Consider the following 21,534-nt stretch of genomic DNA (forward strand, 5'->3'; position numbering starts at 1 on the left):
GACCGTGACCGTTCCCGATCAGAAATCGTCGTCCTCGTCCTGATCGTCGCGGATGATGTGCATGGCGGCCTCCTCAGCACTCGCCGCCCCGCCGGAGAATCCGACATCCACACCGAGGGTGTCCTCGCCGCCGGATCCCTGTACCCGCATCAATCGCCCCGCACGTTCCCGCCCAACCTGACGTTCCTCCCCGTCCGGGTTCCAGGGCGCGTCGTCATGGACAACTTCTGATTCTTCCTGGCGGATGCGCTGCTCGATGGTCTCCCCTTGGTGCATCTCTGCGAACGTGTTTCCAAATCCTTGGCCCACCGACCACCGTTCGGGGGTGGTGTAGCCCTCATCGAGCACATCGTCCACGCCGCGGTTGATCAGGGAGTCCCCCTCCTGCAACTGGTCGAGCTGCTCGGCTTCCTCGGGAACCTGGATGTTGAAGTCGACGATGTCTTCCATGAATCAATACTGCCACTACTACGCCTTCAAGACGTACACCACGCTTGAATTGTTCCCCCGGGAACGACGTAAAATTCCACGGTGACCCAGCCGGATACCTTCTCCCGCGCCCGCGGCAACTACGACCTGGTGGTGACGTTGTTCGTCGCACTGCTGCTGATCTCCAACGTAGCCGCCACCAAGCTGATCGCGTTTGGCCCCGAGTGGTCGCCGTTCGGGCTGCCGGTCCTACCGATCATCACCGACGGCGGCGCACTGCTGTTCCCGCTCACCTACGTTCTGGGCGACGTCCTGGCGGAGGTGTTCGGGATGCGAGGGGCCCGGCGCGCCATCCTCCTGGGTTTCGGGATCTCGCTGCTCGCGTCACTCACCTTCCTGGCCGTCGGCGCCGCCCCGGCGGCCCCCGGCTACGAGAACCAAGAAGCATTCGTCGCGGTCCTCGGCTTCGTTCCGCGCATCGTCGCCGCTTCCCTCGCCGGTTACCTGGTCGGGCAGTTCCTCAACGCCTGGGTGCTCGTGAAACTGAAGCAGTGGCGAGAGGGAAAGGGCATGTGGAAACGCCTGCTGGGCTCCACAGTGGTGGGTGAAGCTGCCGACACCACCATCTTTTGCCTGATCGCCTTCGGCGGGCAGATCGACGGCGGCACGATGCTGAACTACATCGTCGTCGGCTACCTGTTCAAGGTCAGTGTGGAGGCCGTTCTGCTGCCGGTCACCTACCGGGTGATCAGTCTGGTGCGCAGTCGCGAGCCCGAACTCATCAAGATTTGAGGAACCACCTCATCTCAGGACCTCGAGTTGCCGGAACTGCTCAGACCGGGCGCACAGATGTTCGATAGCACCCGGCTGAGCCCGTTCCAACGATCGCCGGACACGGTCCTGACATTCTCGGGGTTGCTCCTCCAAGGCTGCAACAAAACCGGGAATCAGCCTCATTCTTTCCCTGGAGGAGAGGAACAGATCGATCAGTCTGCGGATCCCACGCCAGTTCGGGCCATGGTCCAGTTCGAGGACCGCCAGGAGTGGACCATAGTCGGCAGGTTTCTGATCCAGCGCCCACCGCAGCAGTTGAAAATCACCGTCCTGCCGGAACAGCTCCACGGCCCATCTCCATTCCTCGAGCCAGCCCGTGGGAACCGGATCCAGGCAGACCTCCGTGATCTCACCGCCCAACGCAACGAACACCGTCTCCCAGTACTGACTCTCGTGGGACCAGAGACGCATCGTGTCAAGCACCAGTTCCCTCTGTTGCGATCGCCATTCCCCGGCCCATGTCGTGAACTCCCGACAGGCCAGATCGTCATAGGTCAGTCGTTCCAGGGCATCGGAAATATTCGGGTGATTCCCGTTGATTTCCAACCACTCAGGTAGCACCCGGGCCGCGACTCTTCCGAAATCGGCGGCAGGATACGTCGCCAGGTGTGAATAGATGGCTTCGTAGATTTCATAGTGTTCGATGGGATGAACCGCCAACAACAGACTTCGGATGGCGGCCGGCCCCTCTTTCCCGCTCAAGGAATCGACGATCTCGCACAGGCGCTGGTGTCCGGCCAGTTCCTCCGCCTCCTCCTCGGGGGATCTCGGTGGATCATCGTCCTGCGTGATCTTCCTGGCAAGTGCGATCAGCTCATCCTGCCAAGGTGGAGCAGCCCCAAACTCGTCCTCGGTGCACATGATCACTGCGTTTTCCGGGCGTTGTAGCGTCCCATGAACTCGTTGCGGAAGAGGTCGAACTCACCTGATTCCAGGCTGGCGCGGATCTCGTCCACCAGGCGCACCGTGAAACGTTCGTTGTGGATGGTGGCGAGGGTGGAGGCCAGCATCTCCTTCGCCTTGAACAGGTGGTGGAGATAGGCACGGGTGTAATGGGTGCAGGTGTAGCAGTCACAGTCCGCCTCCAACGGTTCGAAGGCGCGGCGGTTCCTGGCGGTGGTCACGTTGTACCGCCCATCGGCGGTGTAGATGGCAGCGTTGCGGGCCACCCTGGACGGATTGACGCAGTCGAAGGTGTCCGCCCCGAAGGCCACGGCCTCGAACAGGTCCTCTGGTTCGGAGATCCCGAGCAGGTGCCGGGGCCGATCCTCGGGAAGTTCATCGACCATCCAGCCGATGATGCGTCCCAGGTTTTCCTTCTCCAACGCCCCGCCGAGACCGAACCCATCGAACCGGAAACCATCCACTTCGAGAGCCGCCAGGTCTGCGGCCGCTTTTTTGCGCAGATCCTCGTACTGAGCGCCCTGAACAACTCCGAACAGGGCCTGGTAGGGCTTTCTGGAGCGTTCCTCCGTCAGAGTGGCATGGGCGCGCAGGCAACGGATTGCCCACCTGTGGGTGCGCGCCACAGATGCCTCCTGATAGTCGCGGGTATTCATCAGGGTGGTGAGTTCATCGAAGGCGAACATGATGTCCGCGCCGAGCTGGTGCTGGATGGTCATCGAGACCTCCGGGGTGAACCTGAGACGGCTTCCGTTGAGGTGATTGAAGAAGGTAACGCCGTCCTCGTCGACGTGCGCGCGCCGCTTCTTTCCCTCGGCGATGACATCGTCGCCGACAAGCCCCTTGGTGTCCATCGCCAGCACCTTCTTGAAACCGGCGCCGAGACTCATCACCTGGAATCCACCAGAATCCGTGAAAGTGGGGCCGGGCCAGTTCATGAAACGCCCGAGACCGCCGGCCTCATCCACCACATCAGAACCGGGTTGCAAATAGAGGTGATAGGCATTGGCCAGCAGCGCCTGGGCACCGAGATCGGCCATGATCTCCGGCAGCACCGCTTTCACGCTCGCCTTCGTTCCGACAGGTATGAAAGCCGGGGTACGGATATCGCCGTGGGGGGTGCGGATCGTGCCGGTACGTGCCCGCCCTCCGGAACACACAGCCACTTCAAAACCGAAACTCACCGGGCAAGGTTACCGTTGGTTCATGTCCTTCACCGCGCTGATCTTGAACCCGATCCATCCGGGCGCGGCGACGGCGGAACGAGAACTGGGAGCACTGGGTGAGGTCCGCACCTACGTGACAACCCCCGACTCCCCCGGACCCGAGCAAGTGGGACGGGCTTTGTCGGAGGGAGCTGGTTCCCTGGTCGTCGCGGGCGGGGACGGTACGCAACGGCTCGTCGCGGGGGCGCTCGCGGGCACCGGGATCCCCCTGGGGATCCTCGCGACTGGCACCGCGTGCGTCTATTCCAGGAATCTCGGACTTCCCCGCGGCCTGACGGGTGTTTCCCTGGCCATGACGGGCATTCCCCACTCCATGGATCTCGGATGGGCGAGCCTCGACGGCGGCCCCCCTGAGCCCTTCCTCGTGGCCACCGGCATGGGGCGGGACGCCGAGACCCTCTTTGGGGTACGGGACAATCTGAAAAAGCGGATCGGATGGCTGGCCTACCTCCGGGCCGGGCTCAGGACCATGGGACGTCCCAGGATTCCCCTGCGGGTCAACGGACAACCGATCGAGGCGTGGACCGTTCTGGCGGGCAATGTCGGGAAGGTTCCGACAGCTTCCCTCTTTCCCGGGGCACGCCCCGACGATGGAAGATTGCACGTCATGCACCTCGGGGTCGACGGCTGGCGGGACTGGTGGCCGGTTCTCTTCACAGGAGTGACCCGCTCCCGCCGCGACATCGGCAAACTGCTCCGCTGGGAGACGGCCCACGTGACCATCGAGTCTAAGGACCCGAGGGCCGTTCATCTGGACGGTGACCTGCGCTCGGAGGCCCGTTCACTGGAGGTGTGGATCGATCCCGGTGCCCTGCTGATTCGCTGCCGGGGAAGCATAAATTGATCTCACCTCGATCAGAATGCTTCCCCGGAAAGGACTTCCGGGGAAGCATGCTATCTCCGAATGCGACGGCCCGAGATGTCGAGCGACAGTTCTCGCGATAGAGGAATGAACTCTCAGCGCTCCCCCAGCGCCGTGAGCTGTCCAATGGCAATGGCTCCCGCCGTGGAGGTGCGCAACACACCATCACTGATCCGCACCGGAGCCGCCCCCGCCTGCTGGAAACGTTCCAGCTCCTCCGGACTGATCCCCCCTTCCGGCCCCACGATCAGCAGGATTTCTCCCGCCTCAGGGAGATTCATGCGGGCCAAAGGCTTCTCCGCTGACTCGTGCAGGACCAAGGCAAGCTCCGCCGCCCCGATCCGCTCCGCCACCTGGTTGGTGTTAGCGAACGAGACCTCAGGGATCCGAAATCTCCTGGACTGCTTGGTGGCCTCCCTGGCGGTGGCAGCCCAGCGACTCAAGGATTTCGCCCCACGTTCCCCCTGCCAGCGCACGATGGAACGCGATGCCTGCCAGGCAAGGATTTCGTCCACACCTACCTCGGTCATGATCTCCACCGCGAGTTCCGACCGATCGCCCTTGGCCAACGCCTGGGCGACCACGAAACGGTGAGCGCGAGGAAGGACTCCCAGGATCTCGGTCACCTCAACTGCCATGCGATTTCTCTCAGCGACGACAACGCGCCCGCGGATGGCCTGCCCTGCTCCGTCGGCCACCAGCACGTTCTCCCCCGGTATCGTACGTTTGACGACCACTGCGTGCCGGGCCTCGTCCCCGGTCACTTCCACGATCCCGCCGATCCGCACCATGTCGAAGCGCGCGAGGAAGAGTGGATCGCTCACCCGAAGGTTTCCTTGAACCAACCCCTGACACCCTTGTGTCCTGAATGTTTCGCCTCAACTGTGGTCTCGTCACGCAGCTCAGCAAGCTGGCGCAGTAGGTCGCGTTGCTTCTCGTCCAGTTTTCGCGGGGTTTCAACGATGATGGTGACCCCCAGGTCGCCCCTGCCTCCTCCACGCAGCCTGGGCACGCCTCGACCCTTGAGCGGTATCCGGGTGCCTGACTGTGTCCCTGCAGGAACGTCGACGGTGACTTTCCGCTCTGCCTCCTCAGAGCCCTCCCACTCGGCTTCCAGGGTGGTCAACTCGACACTGGTGCCGAGAGCAGCCGCAGTCATTGGCAGGGTCATCACCGCCTCCAGGTTGTCGCCGTCACGACGGAACCGTTCATGTTCGGCCACGATCAGTTCAACGTACAGGTCCCCAGCTGGGCCACCACCGCGCCCCACCTCGCCTCGGCCATCCAAGTGGATCCGGTTCCCCGTCGACACGCCTGCCGGGATACGCACGGAAATGTCACGGGAACTGCTCACCCGTCCCTCCCCGGAGCATTCCCCGCAAGGGTTGGGGATGATCGTCCCGAAGCCCTGACAGGTGGGGCACGGCTGCGCGGTACGGATGTCCCCGATGAAGCTGCGCTGCACCGTGGTCACCTCACCTTGCCCACGGCACGTGGTGCATGTCACGGGTTTGGAGCCAGGCTCCCCGCCCGCCCCCTGGCACTTGGGGCACACGACAGCGGTGTCGATCCTGATTGATTTTGTGCATCCGAAAACCGCTTCGTGAAGTTCCAGTCCAGCCCTGACGAGCGCATCGTGCCCTTGCTGGACCCGGGAGCGAGGGCCACGACCGGCGGCCTGCCCCCCGAACATGGCGTCCATGATGGTGGAGAAATCGAATCCACCGAACCCTGCTCCACCGAAACCACCTGCTCCTCCTGCGCCGCCGCGACCGAGCGGATCACCGCCCTGGTCGTAGATGGCTCGTTTGTTGGGGTCATTGAGCACCTCGTAGGCCTCACTGAGTTCTTTGAACTTCTCGGCTGCATCCTCTCCCTGCGCCACGTCAGGATGCACCTTCATGGCCTTGCGACGATAGGCCTTCTTAATCTGTTCTGTCGTAGCATCCTCGTCGACTCCGAGGATGTCGTAGTAGTTCTTGCTCAATGCTCAGCCTTCTGTGAGGATACGACTCACGTATCGCGCAACGGCGCGTACGGATGCGATGGTGGAGGGATAGTCCATGCGGGTGGGACCGACCACCCCGAGTGATGCGGCGCGCTCGCTGCCGACCGAGTAACCCGTGGCGACCAAGGACGTGGACTTGAAACCCTCCGCGGTGTTCTCAGCCCCGATTCGCACCGTGATGTCATCGCTGGTCGCCTCGTCAAGGAGACGAAGCAGCACCACCTGCTCCTCCAAGGCCTCCAAGAGGGGGCGAAGTCCCGTGGTGAAGGAGTGACCAGCAAGATTCGGCACGCCAGCCACCAAGACTTGGGCGGTCGGCTCTGCCCCGAGCAGTTCAAGGGCGACGGCGAACACTGGATTGATCTGAGAACGTCGGGCTGGATCAAGTTCGTCCAGGACGGTAACCATCCGATTCACCGCATCGGCCGCAGTGCGCCCGACCGCGGCTTCTCTAAACCTGAGGTTGGCCATGTGCACCACCTCTGGGTCCAGGCCTGGACATTCCAGTATCTGCTGATCCACCCGGCCCGTGGAGCTGACCACGATGACCAGGAGTCGTCCCGGGGCCAGCTGCACCAGTTCGGCGTGCGCGATGGTGCTGCGCTGCGCCGAGGGGTACTGGACGATCGCCACCTGATGGGTCAATTGAGCCAGTAGGCGCACGGTGCGTGTGACCAGGTCGTTGAGGTCCAGGGCCCCGGCCATAAAAGCGTTAATCGCCTTCCGCTCGGCTGCAGAGAGCGGTTTTATGGTGGCGAGCTTGTCGACGAAGAGCCTGTAGCCCTTGTCGGTGGGAATGCGCCCGGCGCTGGTGTGGGGCTGGGCGATATAGCCCTCCTCCTCGAGCACAGCCATGTCATTGCGTACCGTTGCCGGGGAAACCCCGAGCTGGTGTCTCTCCACGAGGGCCTTGGAACCAACGGGCTCACGGCTGGCTACGTAGTCCGTGACGATGGCTCGCAGAACCTGCATCTTCCTCTCGTCGAGCATGATCACCTCCTCATTGGCACTCGAAGCATGCGAGTGCCAGTGTAGAGCACGCCGGCAGATCCAACCCACAGCTGTACTCTCAGTCCATGAGCAAGTCGTCCATCGGAACGTGGCGATCCGTGACCCCGTCCATCCACCTCTGCGTCCTACACCCCTACGGGGTGACCATCGGGCTGGTCGCCGGCGAGCAGCAGGCCGCGCTCATCGACTGCGGCTCCACCCCCGAGCAGGGCGCAGTGTTACTGGAAAGGGCACGCGACCTGGTCGGGGTTCCGGTCAGCCGCGTGGTGGTCACCCACCCACATCATGACCACTGGTTCGGCCTGGCAGGGATGGTGGGGATCACCTCAATCGCCCACGAGGACCTGCTCCGTGACCCGGAGGCCGAGATACTGGATGCCGCGGCAGCCATCGAGCTCTCGCGGCTGCCGGCACCGGATGAGACGTTCTCCCTGGCGAAATTCCTGGACCTGGGGGGTGTTCGTCTCGAGATGCTCCATCTGGGTCCCGCACACACCCGGGCAGACATCGTCGTGGTGGTTCCCGGGGAGGATGTCATTTTCATGGGCGATCTCATCGAGAGCGCGGGCGACCCCCAGTTCGGGCCCGCCTCCGATATCGGCAACTGGCCGAAGGTCCTCGACGACGTGCTGGGGGTCTCCACCGAGGCGACGCGTTTCGTTCCCGGGCACGCCCCGCCCACCAGGGATGCGTTGACGGTGGACCGGGAGTTCTGTTTCCAGCAGCGGGCCGAGATCGCCATGGTCCAGGGCACGGTCGAGAACCTCGTGTACCGGGGTGTGGCGCTGGAGGATGCCCTTGGATCCGCGGACTGGCCCTTCGGTGAGGACACGATGCGGGTCGTGTTGCCCCTGGTCTACCGGGGGTTGGCCGAGAAGGGGATCGTGCCCAGGCGGCACCTGCCGCTGGTCTGATCAGCTGAACAACCCATCCAGACAACGGTGGGCGGTCTCCCAGATCTCGGGGTCGCGGGCCACCAGCAGCCCGTTGGCCTCGCTGGCCGCCGTGTAGTCGGCGCCATTCATGGTCCGGGAAACCCCGCCGTTCTCGACCACCATCAACGATCCCGCCAGGTGGTCCCACGGCATCACCTTGGTGTAGTGGATGAAGTCGAGTTCCCCGTGCAGCACCCTCGGGTAGTCGAACGCGCAGGCGAAGAGGGAACGGACCACCGGGGAAAGTTCACCGCCCCCGGTGAACCCCTGGACGTGGGTCTTGGACGAGGCCCCGAGAGGTGACCGGTCGTGTCGTTCCGGGGTGATCGGCTCGTCGTTGAGGCGCAACCCGGCACCCTTCTCAGCGACATATCCGCGCCCGGTCCGCGGCTGCCAGATCCATCCCCGAGTGGTTACCCCGCTCCGGGTCTCCGCCAGCATCACCCCGTGTTCCCGGCGTCCCTCGACGAAATTGCGGGTTCCGTCGATCGGGTCAATGACGAAGGCATGCTCGGCTCCGGGAAGTTTCCGGCGCAGCTCCGGGTTGGCGAACACCGCCTCCTCCCCGATCACCAGGGCGTCCGGGTGGATCCGGCGCAATGCGGAGGAGAGGAGGTTCTCGGCCTCTCTGTCCGCGATGGTGACCAGGTCATCCGGCGATGTCTTCGCCTCCACGTCCGCCCGCTCCAGCGCCCGGAACCGGGGATTGATGACCTCTTCGGCGGTCTCCTTGATCAACTCCAGGATGGCTGCGGTGTCCATGGGGCCACACTATCCAAGGTCGAGGTGATCCTGCGTGACGAAATCGATCAGCAGTTCCATGCGCTGGTTCAGCTGGGGTTCGAGATCGCGCCAGGTCCGCACCCGGGCGAGCATCGCCCGCCACGCCTGCGCGATGTCGGCCTGGTCGGTGTGCGGCAGGCCGAGAGCCTTGAGTGTCCCCTTCTTGAAGTCCTGGTCCCTGGGAACCTGGGGCCAAGCTTTGCGCCCGATGCGTTCGGGTTTGATGGCTTGCCAGATGTCTATGAACTCGTGTCCGGTGACGAACACGTGGTCGCGGTATCCAGCTCGAGCCACCTGCTTCGCAATCCGGGATTCCTTGCTGCCCGCCACCAGGTGGTCGACCAGCACCCCCAGCCTACGCCCCGGACCGGGGTTGAACTCGGCGACGATGGCGGGCAGATCGTCGATGCCACCCAGATATTCCACCACCACCCCCACGTGGCGCAGGTCATCACCCCAGACCTTCTCCACCAGTTCGGCGTCGTGCCGGCCCTCGACGTAGATGCGGGAAGGCAGCGCCTCTCTCGCCGGTTCCGGGGTTTCCGATGCCCGGGACCCGGATGCGGTGTAGCGGGGTTTCGTGGCCGCGGCCCGCAGGGGTGGGCGGAGGGCCACCGGTTCCCCCTCGAGCAGGAATCCCGGTCCGAGGGGGAAGCTGCGTTTCTTCCCCTTGCGGTCCTCCAGCACGACGATGCCGTTCTCCCAACCGACCACGGCCCCGCAGAAGTCGTCGAACTCGACCACGAGATCCTTCTCGACGGGAATGTCGCGGGTTTTCTTCAGGTGGGCCCTCTGCCAGCCGGGGCGCAGCACGTCGTCGCGGTACCGATCCATTTGCCACACGATAGACGCGACAAGCCCCGGTCGCGTTTGGACACGACCGGGGCCTGGGGTTCCGGGTTCACCGGAGAGAGATCCTGCGATTCCAGTTGTGGACCATCCACGGGAGGCAGGCCACAGCAAGCACCGCCATCGCGACCACCCAACCGAGGGGAATAATGGTGTTCTCCTGCATCTGGTAGGCGTGCAGCGTGTCCACGAGGCCGAGGTCCAGGCCTCCGCCCGCATATGTCAGGCCGACGGGGAGGAAGATCGCCCCGAGAAACAGGATGCTGGTCACCAGATAGCTGGCGATCCAGGTCAGAATCGGCCCCGCGACACCGAGCCGGGCCAGTTTCGGGTCGCTGCCGATCGTGGCGGCGAAGTAGAACATGACGAGGTAGAACCAGCCCAGGAACAGGGCCAGCAGCATCACCAGCGCCCATTGCCACCAGGGCAGCAGCTCACCCAGCGAGGCCAGGAACCGCGGGATCGCCTCCTCCATGGCCGGCCCGTCTCCCTGAAAGACCGGGCCGCCCAGGTAGACCATCGCGAGCGAGGCCAACACCGTCCATATCAGGGCGATCGCCTGGACCATGACACCCCAGACCAGTCGCGCGCCGAGGATCGCTGAGCCCCTGATCGGGAGGCTGTGGGTCAGGTATCCCATCCTCCCCCAGGATGTGCGCCAGAAGTCGACCGCAAGGACGAGCTGGATGAAGGGCCACATGCACCCGACGAGGAAGAGGCCGAAAACCCCGAACACCGCGGAAACCACGGGAACATTGAGATGGGTCAGAAATCCCGATCCCAGCAGCACCAGGGTGCCCACTCCGAATACCAGGCCCATCATGGGGCCGGTGCGGAGGATCTCGTGTTTGATCAGTGTGCGGACCATGAGTAGACCTTTCGGAAGAGCGCGTCGATGGACAGCCCGTGTTCGGCGCGGAGATCGTCCACCTGCCCGGTCAGCAGGACCTTGCCGTGGCGCATCATGACGACGGCGTCGAGGACCGTTTCGAGATCGTGGATGAGGTGGGTTGAGATGAGAACCAGGGCGTCTGACTCCAGGTTGCGCACGATTCCCTTGAGGATCACGTCTCGCGCAGCCGGGTCGACCCCGGAGATGGGTTCGTCGAGCAGGAAGACCTTGGCGTCGCGCGACATCGCCAGGGCGATCTGCGCCTTCTCACGCATGCCCTTGCTCATCTGCTTCAGCTTCATGTTCTCCGCGAGGCCGAAGAACTTGATCATGTCGCTGGCCTTGTCGGCCCGGAAATCCGAGAAGAAGTCCGAGAACATCCCGATGCACTGCGAGACGGTGGCCGAGTCCTTCAGATAACTGGCATCGGGCAGGAAACTCACACATGCCTTTGTTCCGGGACCCAGTCGCCTGCCCGCGATCCTCACATGCCCGGCGTGGTCCTGCATGACCCCGGCCAGTACCTTCAGCAGCGTGGTCTTGCCGCAACCGTTCTCCCCGAGCAGGCCGATCACCTGCCCGCCCGCGAGTTCCAGGTCCACGCCCGCGAGCGCCGGGATCGGCCCGAAGTTCTTGTTCAGGCCGCGGACCTCGATCAGTGGCCCGTTGCTCCTGGGGCCGGCCTCGTTCATTGCTGGTTCCACCTTTCTGTGATCAGTGCCACGGCTTCGGCCTCGGTCAGCCCGAAACCCTTCACCCGGGTTGTGAACTCGTCCGCCGCTCCCGCCGCCAGGTCGCGCCGGAGCCGGGAAATGCGTTCCGCGTCATCGGTGATGAACCGCCCCACCGCTCTCTCCGAGCGGCACAGGCCGTCGCGCTCCAGCTCGGCGAGGGTTCGCTGGACGGTGTTCGGGTTGACCCCGAGTTCGACCGCGAGCTCCCGGACCCCGGGGATCTGCTTGCCCGGAGGCCATCTCCCGATGACGATCCGTCTGGTGAACTCCTCTCGGAGCTGGAGCCAGATCGGGCGGCTGGCATCGAAATCCATGCATCCTCCGTCTTGCCGTATTAAGTACTTAATACAGTAGCACAGCGGCGTTGTGAGTCAAGTTACCGGGACCGCCGCACGGCGCCGCCCGGACAGGGGCGCGGCGAGCCCGGCTTAGGAAACGCTGGGGCGGATGCTCAGCTGCTCAACGGTGGCGTTGTCCGGGGTGTCTATGGCCAGCCGCACGGCAGCCGCCACCGATTCGGGCGCAACGTAGCGCGCACCGTCGTAGTGTTCGTTGCCCATTGCCGCCTGCAGCTCACGCTGCATGTCGGTGTCGGTCCGCCCCGGATGGATGGAGCAGACCCGCACCTTTCCGCGCATCTCCTCGCGAAGGGCGTCGGTCAGCGCCCGCAGGGCGAACTTGGAGCCGGCGTAGACTCCCCCGCCGGGGCTCGAGAAGAACCCGGCCCCGGAGTTGATGGCCACCACGATCCCCCGGGTGGCCTTGAGGGCGGGCAGGAGAAGACGGGTGAGATCGGCGACGGCGAACACGTTTGTCTCGAAGACCTCGCGCCAGAGCGCCCGAGAGGCGGTTCCGATGTCGTTCGAGCGCCCGATGCCGGCGGAGTGGACCAGCACGTCCAGCCGCCCGATCCCTGCACAGGCCGCGGCGACCGCGTCCTCGTCCGTCAGATCACAGGCGAAGGGCGCCGCGTCATCCAGTTCGGCGGCCAGTTCCCCGGCCCGGGCGGCGTCGCGACCGCCCACCAGGATCCGATGCGTCGAGGAGAGCTCGACGGCGATGGCGCGACCGATGCCGCGGGTTGCTCCGGTCACGAGGGCTACAGGGCGATTCATCATGGAGAGAATTTACTTCAGGCACATGAGCTTCAGGCCCCCCTCGGCCTTCCGCACGGTCAGCGCCTGTCCCCATTCGAGGCGCAGGAAGTCGCGTTCGATGCCGTCTCCGAAGACCACGAGGGCGGAGCGGGCCGAGAGCTCCAGCCCCTCCCCCTCCGCGAGCAGCCCTGCGGTGAGGGATGTGCCGGTGACATCCGACGGCCAGGCCTCCCGCACGAAATAGGCGAGCTCACCGGAGGTGGCCCCCGGCAGGCCGAAACCGGGGTGGCTCTGCCCCCACAGCGATGCCAGCCATCCGCCGGCACCGGTCCCGGTCCCCACCACCACCCCGGAGGAGGACTGCGTTTCTACATGTTTCCCGATCCTGAGGTCATAACGGGCCGATTGGTGACCACGATCCCCGGCGAAAATCTCGTTGAGAGCCCGGAGCCGCTGCCCGTCGTCGACGATCGCCTCGACCATCGTCCGAACCTCGGTTTCCGGTCTGGTTCGACCCGCCAGCAGATCCCGCAGATCCCCGGGCGAGTGACGGCACAGTACCCCCGGCGCGCCCGGGCCGATGCCGAGCACCGGCTGGTCGCGCAGGTACTTGCTGACATTGGGAATCAGCCCGTCCTGCCCGACCACGACCACCAGGTCATCGGGTTCGAAGAGGAACCGGGAGAGCTGCCCCCTCTCGACCTCCGCGTGACGCCACTGGGCCGGAACCGCGTTCGAGACGGCGTCAAGCGTTCGCCACTGCGCCTCGTCGGCGGCCCGCAGGGCCTCGATCCCCAGCCCACGGCCGCTCAGGAAGAACTCGACGGCACCGAGCGTCGAGTGAACCTCGAGCAGCTCGGCCAGCCAGGTCCGTCGATGCACGACGACGAGACGCGGCGCGCTCATCCCCGGACCTCCTCCAGGAGCCTGGAGACCCCGCCTGCGAGCAGGTCGGGGGTGAGCGTGAGCGAGTTGATCTCCGGCAATGCAGACAGCACACCCGGAGCCGCTGCCGCCAGCACCGCTGCCGGTTCCCCTGCAGAGAATGCTTCCAGCCTGGCTTGGAGGGCAGCATTTTCCGCTTCTGCCATTCGGGCCACCTCGCCCGCCCTGGCCTCCGCCATCAGGGTGACCTCATCAGCTTCGGCCTCCATTCGTAGTCGCCTGTTCGCCGCCTCTGCTTCATTGCGGAGCCGGTCGCGTTCCAGTTCCTGCTCAGTGCGGCGGCGTTCGTTCATTCCCTGGAGTTCCACAAGATCAGCCTCGCGGCGGGCCAGTTCGGTGCGATTATTCAGTTCGTTCTCCTTGATGGCCCGCTCCCGGTCCACCGCCTGCGCCCGTCGATCGTAGGTGGCACGATCCGCATCGGCTTGCGCCTCCTCACGGATACGGGTCTGGAGCGCCCTTTCAAGTTCCTCGTCGGCCCTGACGGCGACGACCCGGACCCCCAGCACCTCGATGCCCGCGCTACTGAGTTGGCTTTCCCCGGACAGACCCTCGATGATCGCGTCACGAACCAGCCGCAATCCGTCGTCGAGAACTGTCCCGAGGGACTCCCGAGCCACCACTTCCGCCGCGAACTGTTTCGCAGATTCAGCGAGGCGGTTCTGCAGGTTCTGCAGGGGCTGGCCGGTCCATTCGCCGGTTCGCTGGTCGATCTCAAAATCCACCCTCCGGGCGGCCAGCTCGGGGGCGACGATACGAACAGTGAGGGCCGTCTGGACGCTGACCTCCTGACGGTCGGATGTGGTGACACGGAAAATATTCCCGAACTCCTGGTCGTCGACCGGCACCTCGGAGAGGTTGGTGTCGAGCGGGCGGAACCAGAACGAGGCCCCGGCACCTCGGTTGATCAGCCTTCCGCGCCTTCCCTGGAAGAGCGCCCTGGTGGCCGAACTGGTGGCGTGGGAGAAGAACGGGTAGCGATGAATGGTGGCCATTGGAACCTCCTAATTAATGTTTAATTGACGTTAAAGCCTTCTGGAGATTCTGTCAAATCGACGTTAATCTTGGCGCATGAGACTTCCCGTCATGACCGTCGCCGTCGACATCGTCGTACTTACCATCGCGGATGCCCGTCTGCAGGTGGCCTTGGTGGAACGAGGCATCCCCCCACACGAAGGGAAACAGGCCCTGCCAGGCGGTTTCGTTCTAGCCGAGGAGTCAGTAATGGACGCGGCCCGACGCGAACTGGTGGAAGAAACCGGCCTGGATCTCGGCGCAACCCATCTGGAGCAGCTCGCCACCTTCGGTGAACCCGGGCGCGACCCGCGAGGACGCGTGGTCTCGGTCGCCCATCTCGCCCTGGCCGCTTCCCTCGGCGGCCTGACCTCCGGGTCGGATGCCTGCGAGGCCCGTTGGTGTCCGGTCGACGACCTGCCCTCTCTGGCCTTCGATCATGACGAAATTCTCCGAGCAGGGATCGAACGCGCCAGGGCGAAACTGGAATACACGACAGTGGCAACCCGTTTTTGCGGGCCCCGGTTCACCATGACCGAGCTGCGGCAGGTCTACGAGGCAGCCTGGGGCGTCGAGGTAGATCCCCGGAACTTTTCACGCAAGGTTCTGGGATCGCCGGGATTCGTCATCGAGTGCGGAACCCGCAGCGGCGGTCGCGGGAGGCCCGCAGCCCTCTATCAAGCAGGAACCGCGAGTAGCCTTCACCCCCCGATCATGCGTGAAGGGTGACGGGACGCGTTCACACAGCCCTCTGGAAGTGCCTGTTGGAGTTCGATCCCGTCCCGATCCGTGACCACTGGGCCGAGCCGGAACTGCAGCATGGTTGGGGAGGCCGGGAATCCGCCTCCCCAACCAGTCCATGTCATTTCTTCCAGGGCGTGACGAATTTGTTGGCGGGCCGGCCCTCCACGGTCGCGTTGAGTTCTGCGGCCTTGGCGCCGTCGATCTGCTCCCGGATGATGTCCGCATGTCCGGCATGCCGGGCGAACTCCTCTAGGTCATGGACGATGAGGTAGCGCATGGTCGTATCAGCGGGCTCGTTGCGTCCGTACCAAGGTGCGGGTGGGACTTGTATCACCTGATCCAGATCGGTCTCCTCCACCAGCTTCAGATACTGCTCACAGAGCCTGTCGTGGTTCTCGAGGAGTGTGGCGAGATCCTCGTCCTCGCCGGGGGTGAAACTGGCCATGAAATCCTCGTAGCCGGGCTTCGCATCCAGGACACCGGCCGCTGCGAGCCGGCTGCGCAGGACGTAGGAGCAGTGCTTGATCACCCCGGAGACGGAGAACACCGAGGCCAGGGGTTGCCGCCGGGCCTGTGCGTCGGTCAGCCCGTAGGCGGCGTCCCGGATGGCCTGGAGCTGCACCTGCATGTAGTTTCGCAGCGTGGTGCGTTCATCGTGGATGGCCGGGAAGTACATGTTTCCTCCTGTTTGATTCGGTCGACACCAACGTTGCCGCACAATCCGGACAGATCCTGTCCGCTACCCGTACGAGGCTTGGATTCATGAGCGAGATCACCCACCGTGTGCTGCGGCTGCTCGGGCTGCTCGAGTCCCGCTCCACGTGGACTGGATCTGAGCTGGCGGAAAGGCTTGGGGTCACGCAGCGAACCATCCGACGTGACGTCATCAGGCTCCGGGAGCTCGGCTACCAGGTGGATAGCGTGCAGGGTCTAGACGGTGGATACCGCATGTCGGGTGGTCAAGCCCTGCCCCCGCTGGTGCTCGACGACGACGAAGCCATCGCCCTGACGGCCTGCCTGAGGATGGCCGCCATGGACGGCAGCGACCAGATCGGTGAAGCTGCGCTGCGGGCCCTGGCGAAACTCGACCAGGTATTGCCCACGCAGATTCGCCCCGAGGTCGCGGCGGTGTCGGAGGCCGTGGCGACGTTGCCATCCACCCGCCCCGGGATTTCCTGGCAGTCCTTGGCGGCACTGGCGAAGGCCAAACGCGACCACCGCCTGGCGCGAATCGATTACGTACGCAGCGACGGGGAGGAATCCGAGCGGGACGTGGAACCCGCCCAGCTGCTTACTCAGGCCGGGAAGTGGTACCTGATCGCCTTCGACCGATTGCGTTCCGACTGGCGGATCTTCCGTCTGGATCGCATGAACCGGGTGCAGGTCCTCACCTTCACTTTCACCCCCCGTACACCGCCCAATCCTCGCGACATGCTGCTGGGTCGCAACCCGGAACGCTGGCCTCACGAGGCGGTGGTGACGCTCACTTGTCCCTCACGTTCCCTGGAGGGAAGGATTCCGAGACGCCATTGTGAGTTGCTGGAGGAACACGATGGGCTCTCGATGCTGCGAGTGGGAGCCGACGATCCTGAACACATGGCCTGGCACCTCATCGGCCTTGCACGCTCGCTGGGAGCGAAGTTGCGCGTTGTGCGTGGCAACTCTCTGCGAAACGCCCTGGCTGACCTGGCTACAGAATTCGCCGAGGCCGCTCAATCAAGCAGCCGCAGCACCACACCATCAGCCAGGAGCCGACCGCGCAGGGTGAGCGAGAGCCGCCCCTCCTCCACTACTCCCAATCCTTCAGCAACAATCCCTTCAACCCGGGCAGATTCGGTTTCGGTGAGCACCCCCAGCGGCAGCCCTTCGGCCAGCCGGAGTTCGAGCATCACCCGTTCCACCCGGCGATCCTCTAAGGACAGCACTTCCCTGCCCTGAGCCGGGGTGTGGCCGTCGGCCAGGGTGGCCGCGTAGCTGCGCGGGTGTTTGCGGTTCCAGAACCTGACGCCTCCGATGTGGCTGTGGGCACCCGGCCCGATACCCCACCAGTTCCCGCCCCGCCAGTAGGCCAGGTTGTGTCGGCAGCGCGCCGCCTGGCCATGTGCCCAGTTGCTGGTCTCGTAGTTGCTGAATCCTAGCGCTGTCAAGTGGTGCTCGGCCATCAGGTATTTCTCGGCGAGTTCATCGTCATCCGGCATTGACACCTCACCTCTGCGAACCCGCATTGCCAGACGTGTTCCTTGCTCCACGATGAGGGAATAGGCAGAGACGTGATCAACGGGTGCCGCGGCCACCGCTTCGAGGCTCTCCTTCCAGTCGGCCGTGGATTCACCCGGGGCCCCGAAGATCAGATCCAGGCTGATGTGTTCGAAACCGGCTTGCCGGGCCCAAAGCGCTGCATCGATGCCGTGTCCAGGGGTGTGCGCCCGTTCCAGGACTTCCAGAACGTGTGGCACCGCTGACTGCATTCCCAGCGATATCCGCGTGAAACCGGCTTCCCGAAGTCGTCGAAGGTATTCCGGGGTCACGGTCTCGGGGTTGGCCTCGGTGGTGATCTCAGCGTCGTGGACTAGTCCGAAGCACTCCCGGACAGCATCCAGGAGCCGCGACAATTCCCCGGCCTGAAGCATGGTAGGAGTGCCGCCACCAACAAAGACCGTGGTCACCTCAGGCGCCTCGCTGCCAAGCACCCGAGCGGCAAGGGTGATCTCCTGCAACACCGCGGCGAGGTAGTCGCCCGTGGACATGCCCCGCAGCTCGGAGGCTGTGTAGGTGTTGAAATCGCAGTAGCCGCAGCGGCTGCGGCAGAAGGGAACGTGCAGATAGATGGACAATGACTGTTGCGACAGCCCGGCCAGCGCGGAGCTGGGCAAGGTCCCGTCGAAAGGCACTGGGTCTCCGGCAGGCAGCTGATTGGCCACTGGAAGAAATATACGCTCAAATTCCCGCCCCAGGCCCGCGCGGTAAACGTTTTGGTGAAAGACTCTGGACATGAACCTGACTCGTCGAAACGTCCTAGGACTTGGCGGCCTCGCAGCTGCGGCCACACTCAGCGCCTGCGGCTCCAACACCGGGCTCGGCGGCAAAGAGTCGTCGGGCGGTGGCCCAGCCCTGACCCAGTGGTACCACCAATACGGAGAGGAGGGGGTGAAAGAGGCTGTCGAACGCTACGCTGCCGAGTACACCGCCGCGAAAGTCGATGTGAAATGGAATCCCGGTGACTACGGAAGTATTCTCGCTGCCCAGTTGCTCACTGATGATGTTCCCGATGTGTTCGAGGTGGAGCAAGGCGGCTCACTCGACATGATCCGTTCCGGGCAGCTGGAGGACCTGACCGCACTCATCGCACCGGTTCGTGATGATTTCAACGAGGCCGTCATCAAACGTTTCACCTTCGACGGGAAGATCCACGGCATCCCGCAGACCATCGATATGCAGCTTCTCTACTATCGACCCTCCCTACTGCAGGCCGCGGGAGTGGCTGCCCCAGCAACCTTCGAGGACTTGGTGAAGGCGGCAAATGCCGTTGCCACCTCGGACATGGGTGGGTTCTTCGCCGGCAACAAGGGCGGGGTGGACGTTTTGGGAACCCTGCTGATCTGGGCCTCGGGCCACGACCAGCTCGATGCGGATCGCACCGCAGCGGCCTTCCTCACCGATGATTTCTATGCAGCCCTTTCCGCCTACAGAGACTTCCACCAGTCCAACGGGCTGCTGAAGGCCGCCTCAGCCGACTGGTTCTCTGGTGCCGCCTTCGTCAACGGCGAGACGGCGATGCAGTGGGGTGGTTTGTGGTCACTACCCGAGATCATCGCCGCCCACGGCGACGACGTCGGCGTGCTGCCGTTCCCCGCCATCGGCGCGAAGGGACGAGTCGCGGTGCCATTCGGTGCTTTCGGTTCCTGCATCGCCGCCAAGGGCAAGAACGTCGCGGCCGCCAAGGAGTTCGTGAAATGGCTCTGGATCGATCAGACTGACAAGCAGGTGGACTTCTCCGATTCCTACGGCACCCACATCCCGGCCCGCAAGTCGCTCGTGGCCACAGCCAAGAAATTGCAGTCCGGTCCCGGGGCCAAGGCCGCCGAGTTCGTCGGGAACCACGGCTTCGCCAACGACATCATGTGGTCGGGTTCCCTGGGAGACACCTATTCAGCGGCCGTCAGCAATGTCGTAGTGCAGGGTCAGGACCCGGTTCAGGCCTTCGCCGGTTTCGCGGACCTGGCCGCCACCGAACTCGCGAAGCTGAAAGGGTGAGCCTGACTCGACGCCGGGAACGCTGGTTCCCGGTTTTCGTGGGACCGTTCGCCCTGGGACTGCTGGTGTTCGTCTACATCCCGATCCTGTGGAGCGCCTGGCTGTCCCTCCACGAGGCCCACCAAACACTCACCCCGACGCGTTTCGTCGGTTTCGACAACTATGCGCAGCTGCTGGGTGATCCCCTGTTCCGGGATTCGTTGCTGGTATTCGCGGCGTTCGCTGTGTTCATCGTGCCGCTCACCTACGTGTGCTCGCTGGGGTTGGCACTGCTGCTGAATGGGCTGAGGTGGGGGCAGGCCTTCTTCCGTTCCGCCTTCTTCATCCCGACCGCTGTCTCCTACGTGGTCGCGGCCCTGGTGTGGCGGTTCGGGTTCTTCTCCGGAACCCGTTTCGGTTTGTTGAACTCCCTAATCCGGACCTTCGGCGGGGATGCGGTGAACTGGCTCGGCGGTGGCGACAACCTGTACTGGCTCGCTTTAGTCACGGTGCGCTTGTGGCTGCAGGTCGGGTTCTACATGATCCTGTTCATCGCAGGCCTGCAACGCATCCCGCCCGAAACCTACGAGGCGGCCGCGCTCGACGGGGCGCACGGCTGGCGGATGCTGCGTCACATCACCCTCCCTCAGCTGCGCGCCACCTCGGCAGCGGTGATCATGCTTCTGCTGATCGGGGCCTTCCAGGCTTTCGATGAGTTCTACAACCTGCTGGGTTCCATCGGTTCCTACCCGCCCTACGGTCGTCCACCACTGGTGCACCTGTACCTGACCGCCCTGGGAGGCGGGCAGCAGGACCTGGGGGTTGGGGGCGCCGGGACGATGATCCTGGCGAGCATCATCGTGATTTTCGGTCTGTTGCAGAACTGGGTTCTGGGGAGGCAGCGTAGATGAGATCCTCCCGGCTCGTCACAGCGCTGCGTTACGGAGTGGCTACGGCGCTGGCTCTGCTCTTCCTGCTGCCGTTCTACGTGATCGTCCGGAACGCCTTTTCTACGAACCAGAACATCACCTCTCCCCGCTGGAACTGGCTACCGGACCAACTCAACCTGGCCAATCTGGACTCCATGCTGTCCTCCGATTCGACGGGCGTGTTGAGGGGGTTGCTGAACTCGGCGATCATGACCATTCTGCAGACGGTGGGCACCGTGGTGGTCTCCTTGATGGCCGGATATGGGCTGGCACGTTTCACCCACCGGTTGTCGAAGGTGGTGCTGGGTCTGACGGTATTCACCCTCATGGTGCCTGCGGCCACCACGTTCGTCCCGATGTTCATCATCACGGCTCAGTTCGGTTGGATCGACTCGTTCCGCGGACTGGTGATCCCGGGCATGTTCTCCGCCTTCGCCACCTACCTGTTCCGGCAGGCTTTCCTGGATTTCCCATCCGAGCTGGAGGACGCGGCGCTGATGGACGGGTGCAACCCATTCACAGCTTTCTGGCGAATCGTGGTGCCCAATTCCACAGGTACCGTCGCAGCGGTCGGGACGATCGTGCTGATCGGTTCGTGGAACGCTTTCCTGTGGCCCTCGCTGGTTGGCCGCGAGGCGACGCGCACCGTCCAGGTGGCGCTCAGCCAGTACATGACCAGCCAGACCGTGCGCTACCCGGAGCTTTTCATGGGTTCGCTGATCGCGATCCTGCCGATGCTGGTGGTCTTCTTGTTCCTGCAGCGTTTCCTGGTCCAGGGGCTGACCACTTCCGGACTGCGCTGAACCGACCTCACCCGCCAGAACCACCGTCACACCAGTCGGTATTACCCCTGGGCGTCGGCAACCATCATCCCGGGCAGGGCATCCCGCGGCACGCTGTCGTGTTCCGTGAGCAGCTCCAAGGTCAGTCCTGCATCGATCACAGCCATCACGATCTCGGAGAGCACATGGTTCCACTCCGCTGATCCCGGGGAAGCGACGACCTCACCTCCGGTGTAGAAATAAAAGCAATCACTTGGAAGATCCACGAGGGATCCGCCATCTTGTCCAGGGCGTAACCTCTCGCGCTGACATGAAAATCAGCAC

Annotated in this window: 24 protein-coding genes and 1 pseudogene; 8 read left to right on the forward strand and 17 right to left on the reverse strand. The window is 64.1% G+C overall.

Translation table 11 applies throughout. The features are described from left to right. Positions 1–18: 18 nt before the first annotated feature. Positions 19–450 carry a DUF5709 domain-containing protein gene (locus V7R84_RS02760; protein ID WP_338571798.1) on the reverse strand — a complete coding sequence of 144 codons (432 nt, stop codon included), beginning with the start codon at positions 448–450 and terminating at the stop codon, positions 19–21. Between the two features lie 81 nt (positions 451–531). Between V7R84_RS02760 and V7R84_RS02765 the strand changes: the two genes are divergently transcribed. Then, positions 532–1,221: a queuosine precursor transporter gene (locus tag V7R84_RS02765; RefSeq protein ID WP_338571800.1), complete on the forward strand. Its 690-nt coding sequence runs from the start codon at positions 532–534 to the stop codon at positions 1,219–1,221. 9 nt (positions 1,222–1,230) lie between these two features. Here V7R84_RS02765 and V7R84_RS02770 read toward each other — a convergent pair whose 3' ends face one another. Together V7R84_RS02770 and tgt are read right to left on the reverse strand one after the other, a co-directional pair. Continuing rightward, positions 1,231–2,124 (reverse strand): hypothetical protein, encoded by an 894-nt coding sequence (locus V7R84_RS02770; protein ID WP_338571802.1) that lies wholly within the window; start codon positions 2,122–2,124, stop codon positions 1,231–1,233. 2 nt (positions 2,125–2,126) lie between these two features. Continuing rightward, positions 2,127–3,350 (reverse strand): tRNA guanosine(34) transglycosylase Tgt, encoded by a 1,224-nt coding sequence (gene tgt, locus V7R84_RS02775; RefSeq protein ID WP_338571803.1) that lies wholly within the window; start codon positions 3,348–3,350, stop codon positions 2,127–2,129. A 22-nt stretch (positions 3,351–3,372) separates the two neighbouring features. Here tgt and V7R84_RS02780 point away from each other — a divergent pair, with 22 nt between their 5' ends. After that, positions 3,373–4,236: a diacylglycerol/lipid kinase family protein gene (locus V7R84_RS02780; protein ID WP_338571804.1), complete on the forward strand. Its 864-nt coding sequence runs from the start codon at positions 3,373–3,375 to the stop codon at positions 4,234–4,236. Positions 4,237–4,349: 113 nt separating this feature from the next. On the opposite strand, the gene V7R84_RS02785 is transcribed toward V7R84_RS02780, so the two are convergent. Genes V7R84_RS02785 through hrcA form a run of 3 tightly spaced genes read right to left on the reverse strand, consistent with a single transcriptional unit; the run spans position 4,350 to position 7,252 of the window. Beyond that, the gene (locus tag V7R84_RS02785; RefSeq protein ID WP_338571806.1) at positions 4,350–5,078 is read right to left on the reverse strand and encodes a 16S rRNA (uracil(1498)-N(3))-methyltransferase; all 729 of its coding nucleotides are present in this window, start codon (positions 5,076–5,078) and stop codon (positions 4,350–4,352) included. Next, positions 5,075–6,241: a molecular chaperone DnaJ gene (dnaJ, locus tag V7R84_RS02790; protein WP_338571807.1), complete on the reverse strand. Its 1,167-nt coding sequence runs from the start codon at positions 6,239–6,241 to the stop codon at positions 5,075–5,077. Before dnaJ ends, V7R84_RS02785 begins: the two co-directional genes overlap by 4 nt. Before the next feature lie 3 nt (positions 6,242–6,244). Beyond that, positions 6,245–7,252, reverse strand: a complete 1,008-nt coding sequence (gene hrcA, locus V7R84_RS02795) for a heat-inducible transcriptional repressor HrcA (RefSeq protein ID WP_338571810.1) — start codon at positions 7,250–7,252, stop codon at positions 6,245–6,247. Positions 7,253–7,338: 86 nt separating this feature from the next. Here hrcA and V7R84_RS02800 point away from each other — a divergent pair, with 86 nt between their 5' ends. Next, positions 7,339–8,187 carry an MBL fold metallo-hydrolase gene (locus V7R84_RS02800; protein WP_338571813.1) on the forward strand — a complete coding sequence of 283 codons (849 nt, stop codon included), beginning with the start codon at positions 7,339–7,341 and terminating at the stop codon, positions 8,185–8,187. Here the strand turns inward: V7R84_RS02800 and V7R84_RS02805 are convergent, their stop codons facing one another. The 8 genes from V7R84_RS02805 to V7R84_RS02840 form a co-directional block, all read right to left on the reverse strand. After that, on the reverse strand, positions 8,188–8,970 hold the full coding sequence (locus tag V7R84_RS02805; RefSeq protein ID WP_338571815.1) for an inositol monophosphatase: 783 nt from the start codon (positions 8,968–8,970) through the stop codon (positions 8,188–8,190). It lies immediately after the preceding gene. 9 nt (positions 8,971–8,979) lie between these two features. Next, the gene (locus V7R84_RS02810; RefSeq protein ID WP_338573802.1) at positions 8,980–9,837 is read right to left on the reverse strand and encodes a DUF3097 domain-containing protein; all 858 of its coding nucleotides are present in this window, start codon (positions 9,835–9,837) and stop codon (positions 8,980–8,982) included. A gap of 55 nt (positions 9,838–9,892) precedes the next feature. Continuing rightward, the gene (locus V7R84_RS02815; RefSeq protein WP_338571817.1) at positions 9,893–10,708 is read right to left on the reverse strand and encodes a hypothetical protein; all 816 of its coding nucleotides are present in this window, start codon (positions 10,706–10,708) and stop codon (positions 9,893–9,895) included. Continuing rightward, positions 10,693–11,424, reverse strand: a complete 732-nt coding sequence (locus V7R84_RS02820; RefSeq protein WP_338571819.1) for an ABC transporter ATP-binding protein — start codon at positions 11,422–11,424, stop codon at positions 10,693–10,695. Before V7R84_RS02820 ends, V7R84_RS02815 begins: the two co-directional genes overlap by 16 nt. Continuing rightward, positions 11,421–11,780 (reverse strand): GntR family transcriptional regulator, encoded by a 360-nt coding sequence (locus V7R84_RS02825; RefSeq protein WP_338571820.1) that lies wholly within the window; start codon positions 11,778–11,780, stop codon positions 11,421–11,423. The genes V7R84_RS02820 and V7R84_RS02825 overlap by 4 nt, the downstream gene beginning before the upstream one ends. 114 nt (positions 11,781–11,894) lie before the next feature. Continuing rightward, entirely contained in the window at positions 11,895–12,584 is a 690-nt protein-coding gene (locus V7R84_RS02830) for an SDR family oxidoreductase (RefSeq protein WP_338571822.1), read from the reverse strand. A 9-nt stretch (positions 12,585–12,593) separates the two neighbouring features. Continuing rightward, positions 12,594–13,469, reverse strand: a complete 876-nt coding sequence (locus tag V7R84_RS02835) for a hypothetical protein (RefSeq protein WP_338571824.1) — start codon at positions 13,467–13,469, stop codon at positions 12,594–12,596. After that, entirely contained in the window at positions 13,466–14,503 is a 1,038-nt protein-coding gene (locus V7R84_RS02840; RefSeq protein ID WP_338571826.1) for an SPFH domain-containing protein, read from the reverse strand. The genes V7R84_RS02835 and V7R84_RS02840 overlap by 4 nt, the downstream gene beginning before the upstream one ends. Before the next feature lie 76 nt (positions 14,504–14,579). On the opposite strand from V7R84_RS02840, the gene V7R84_RS02845 reads away from it, so the two are divergent. Further along, the gene (locus V7R84_RS02845) at positions 14,580–15,251 is read left to right on the forward strand and encodes an NUDIX hydrolase (RefSeq protein WP_338571827.1); all 672 of its coding nucleotides are present in this window, start codon (positions 14,580–14,582) and stop codon (positions 15,249–15,251) included. A 133-nt stretch (positions 15,252–15,384) separates the two neighbouring features. Here the strand turns inward: V7R84_RS02845 and V7R84_RS02850 are convergent, their stop codons facing one another. Next, positions 15,385–15,942 carry a DinB family protein gene (locus V7R84_RS02850; protein ID WP_338571829.1) on the reverse strand — a complete coding sequence of 186 codons (558 nt, stop codon included), beginning with the start codon at positions 15,940–15,942 and terminating at the stop codon, positions 15,385–15,387. A gap of 86 nt (positions 15,943–16,028) precedes the next feature. Between V7R84_RS02850 and V7R84_RS02855 the strand changes: the two are divergent. Next, a pseudogene (locus V7R84_RS02855) lies at positions 16,029–16,952 on the forward strand (helix-turn-helix transcriptional regulator); the annotation flags it as partial. 26 nt (positions 16,953–16,978) lie between these two features. Here V7R84_RS02855 and hemW read toward each other — a convergent pair. Continuing rightward, the gene (gene hemW, locus V7R84_RS02860; protein ID WP_338571830.1) at positions 16,979–18,187 is read right to left on the reverse strand and encodes a radical SAM family heme chaperone HemW; all 1,209 of its coding nucleotides are present in this window, start codon (positions 18,185–18,187) and stop codon (positions 16,979–16,981) included. Positions 18,188–18,257: 70 nt separating this feature from the next. Between hemW and V7R84_RS02865 the strand changes: the two genes are divergently transcribed. From V7R84_RS02865 to V7R84_RS02875, 3 genes are read left to right on the forward strand one after another with little or no spacing between them, the layout of a single operon-like run. Continuing rightward, positions 18,258–19,520 (forward strand): ABC transporter substrate-binding protein, encoded by a 1,263-nt coding sequence (locus V7R84_RS02865; protein ID WP_338571831.1) that lies wholly within the window; start codon positions 18,258–18,260, stop codon positions 19,518–19,520. Next, positions 19,517–20,410: a sugar ABC transporter permease gene (locus tag V7R84_RS02870; protein WP_338571832.1), complete on the forward strand. Its 894-nt coding sequence runs from the start codon at positions 19,517–19,519 to the stop codon at positions 20,408–20,410. The genes V7R84_RS02865 and V7R84_RS02870 overlap by 4 nt, the downstream gene beginning before the upstream one ends. Continuing rightward, complete coding sequence (locus V7R84_RS02875) at positions 20,407–21,231, forward strand: carbohydrate ABC transporter permease (protein ID WP_338571834.1); 825 nt, start codon at positions 20,407–20,409, stop codon at positions 21,229–21,231. The genes V7R84_RS02870 and V7R84_RS02875 overlap by 4 nt, the downstream gene beginning before the upstream one ends. Before the next feature lie 41 nt (positions 21,232–21,272). Here the strand turns inward: V7R84_RS02875 and V7R84_RS02880 are convergent, their stop codons facing one another. Beyond that, positions 21,273–21,476: a hypothetical protein gene (locus tag V7R84_RS02880; protein ID WP_338571837.1), complete on the reverse strand. Its 204-nt coding sequence runs from the start codon at positions 21,474–21,476 to the stop codon at positions 21,273–21,275. Positions 21,477–21,534 lie beyond the last annotated feature (58 nt).

The organism is Arachnia propionica, assembly GCF_037055325.1.
Lineage (GTDB): Bacteria > Actinomycetota > Actinomycetes > Propionibacteriales > Propionibacteriaceae > Arachnia.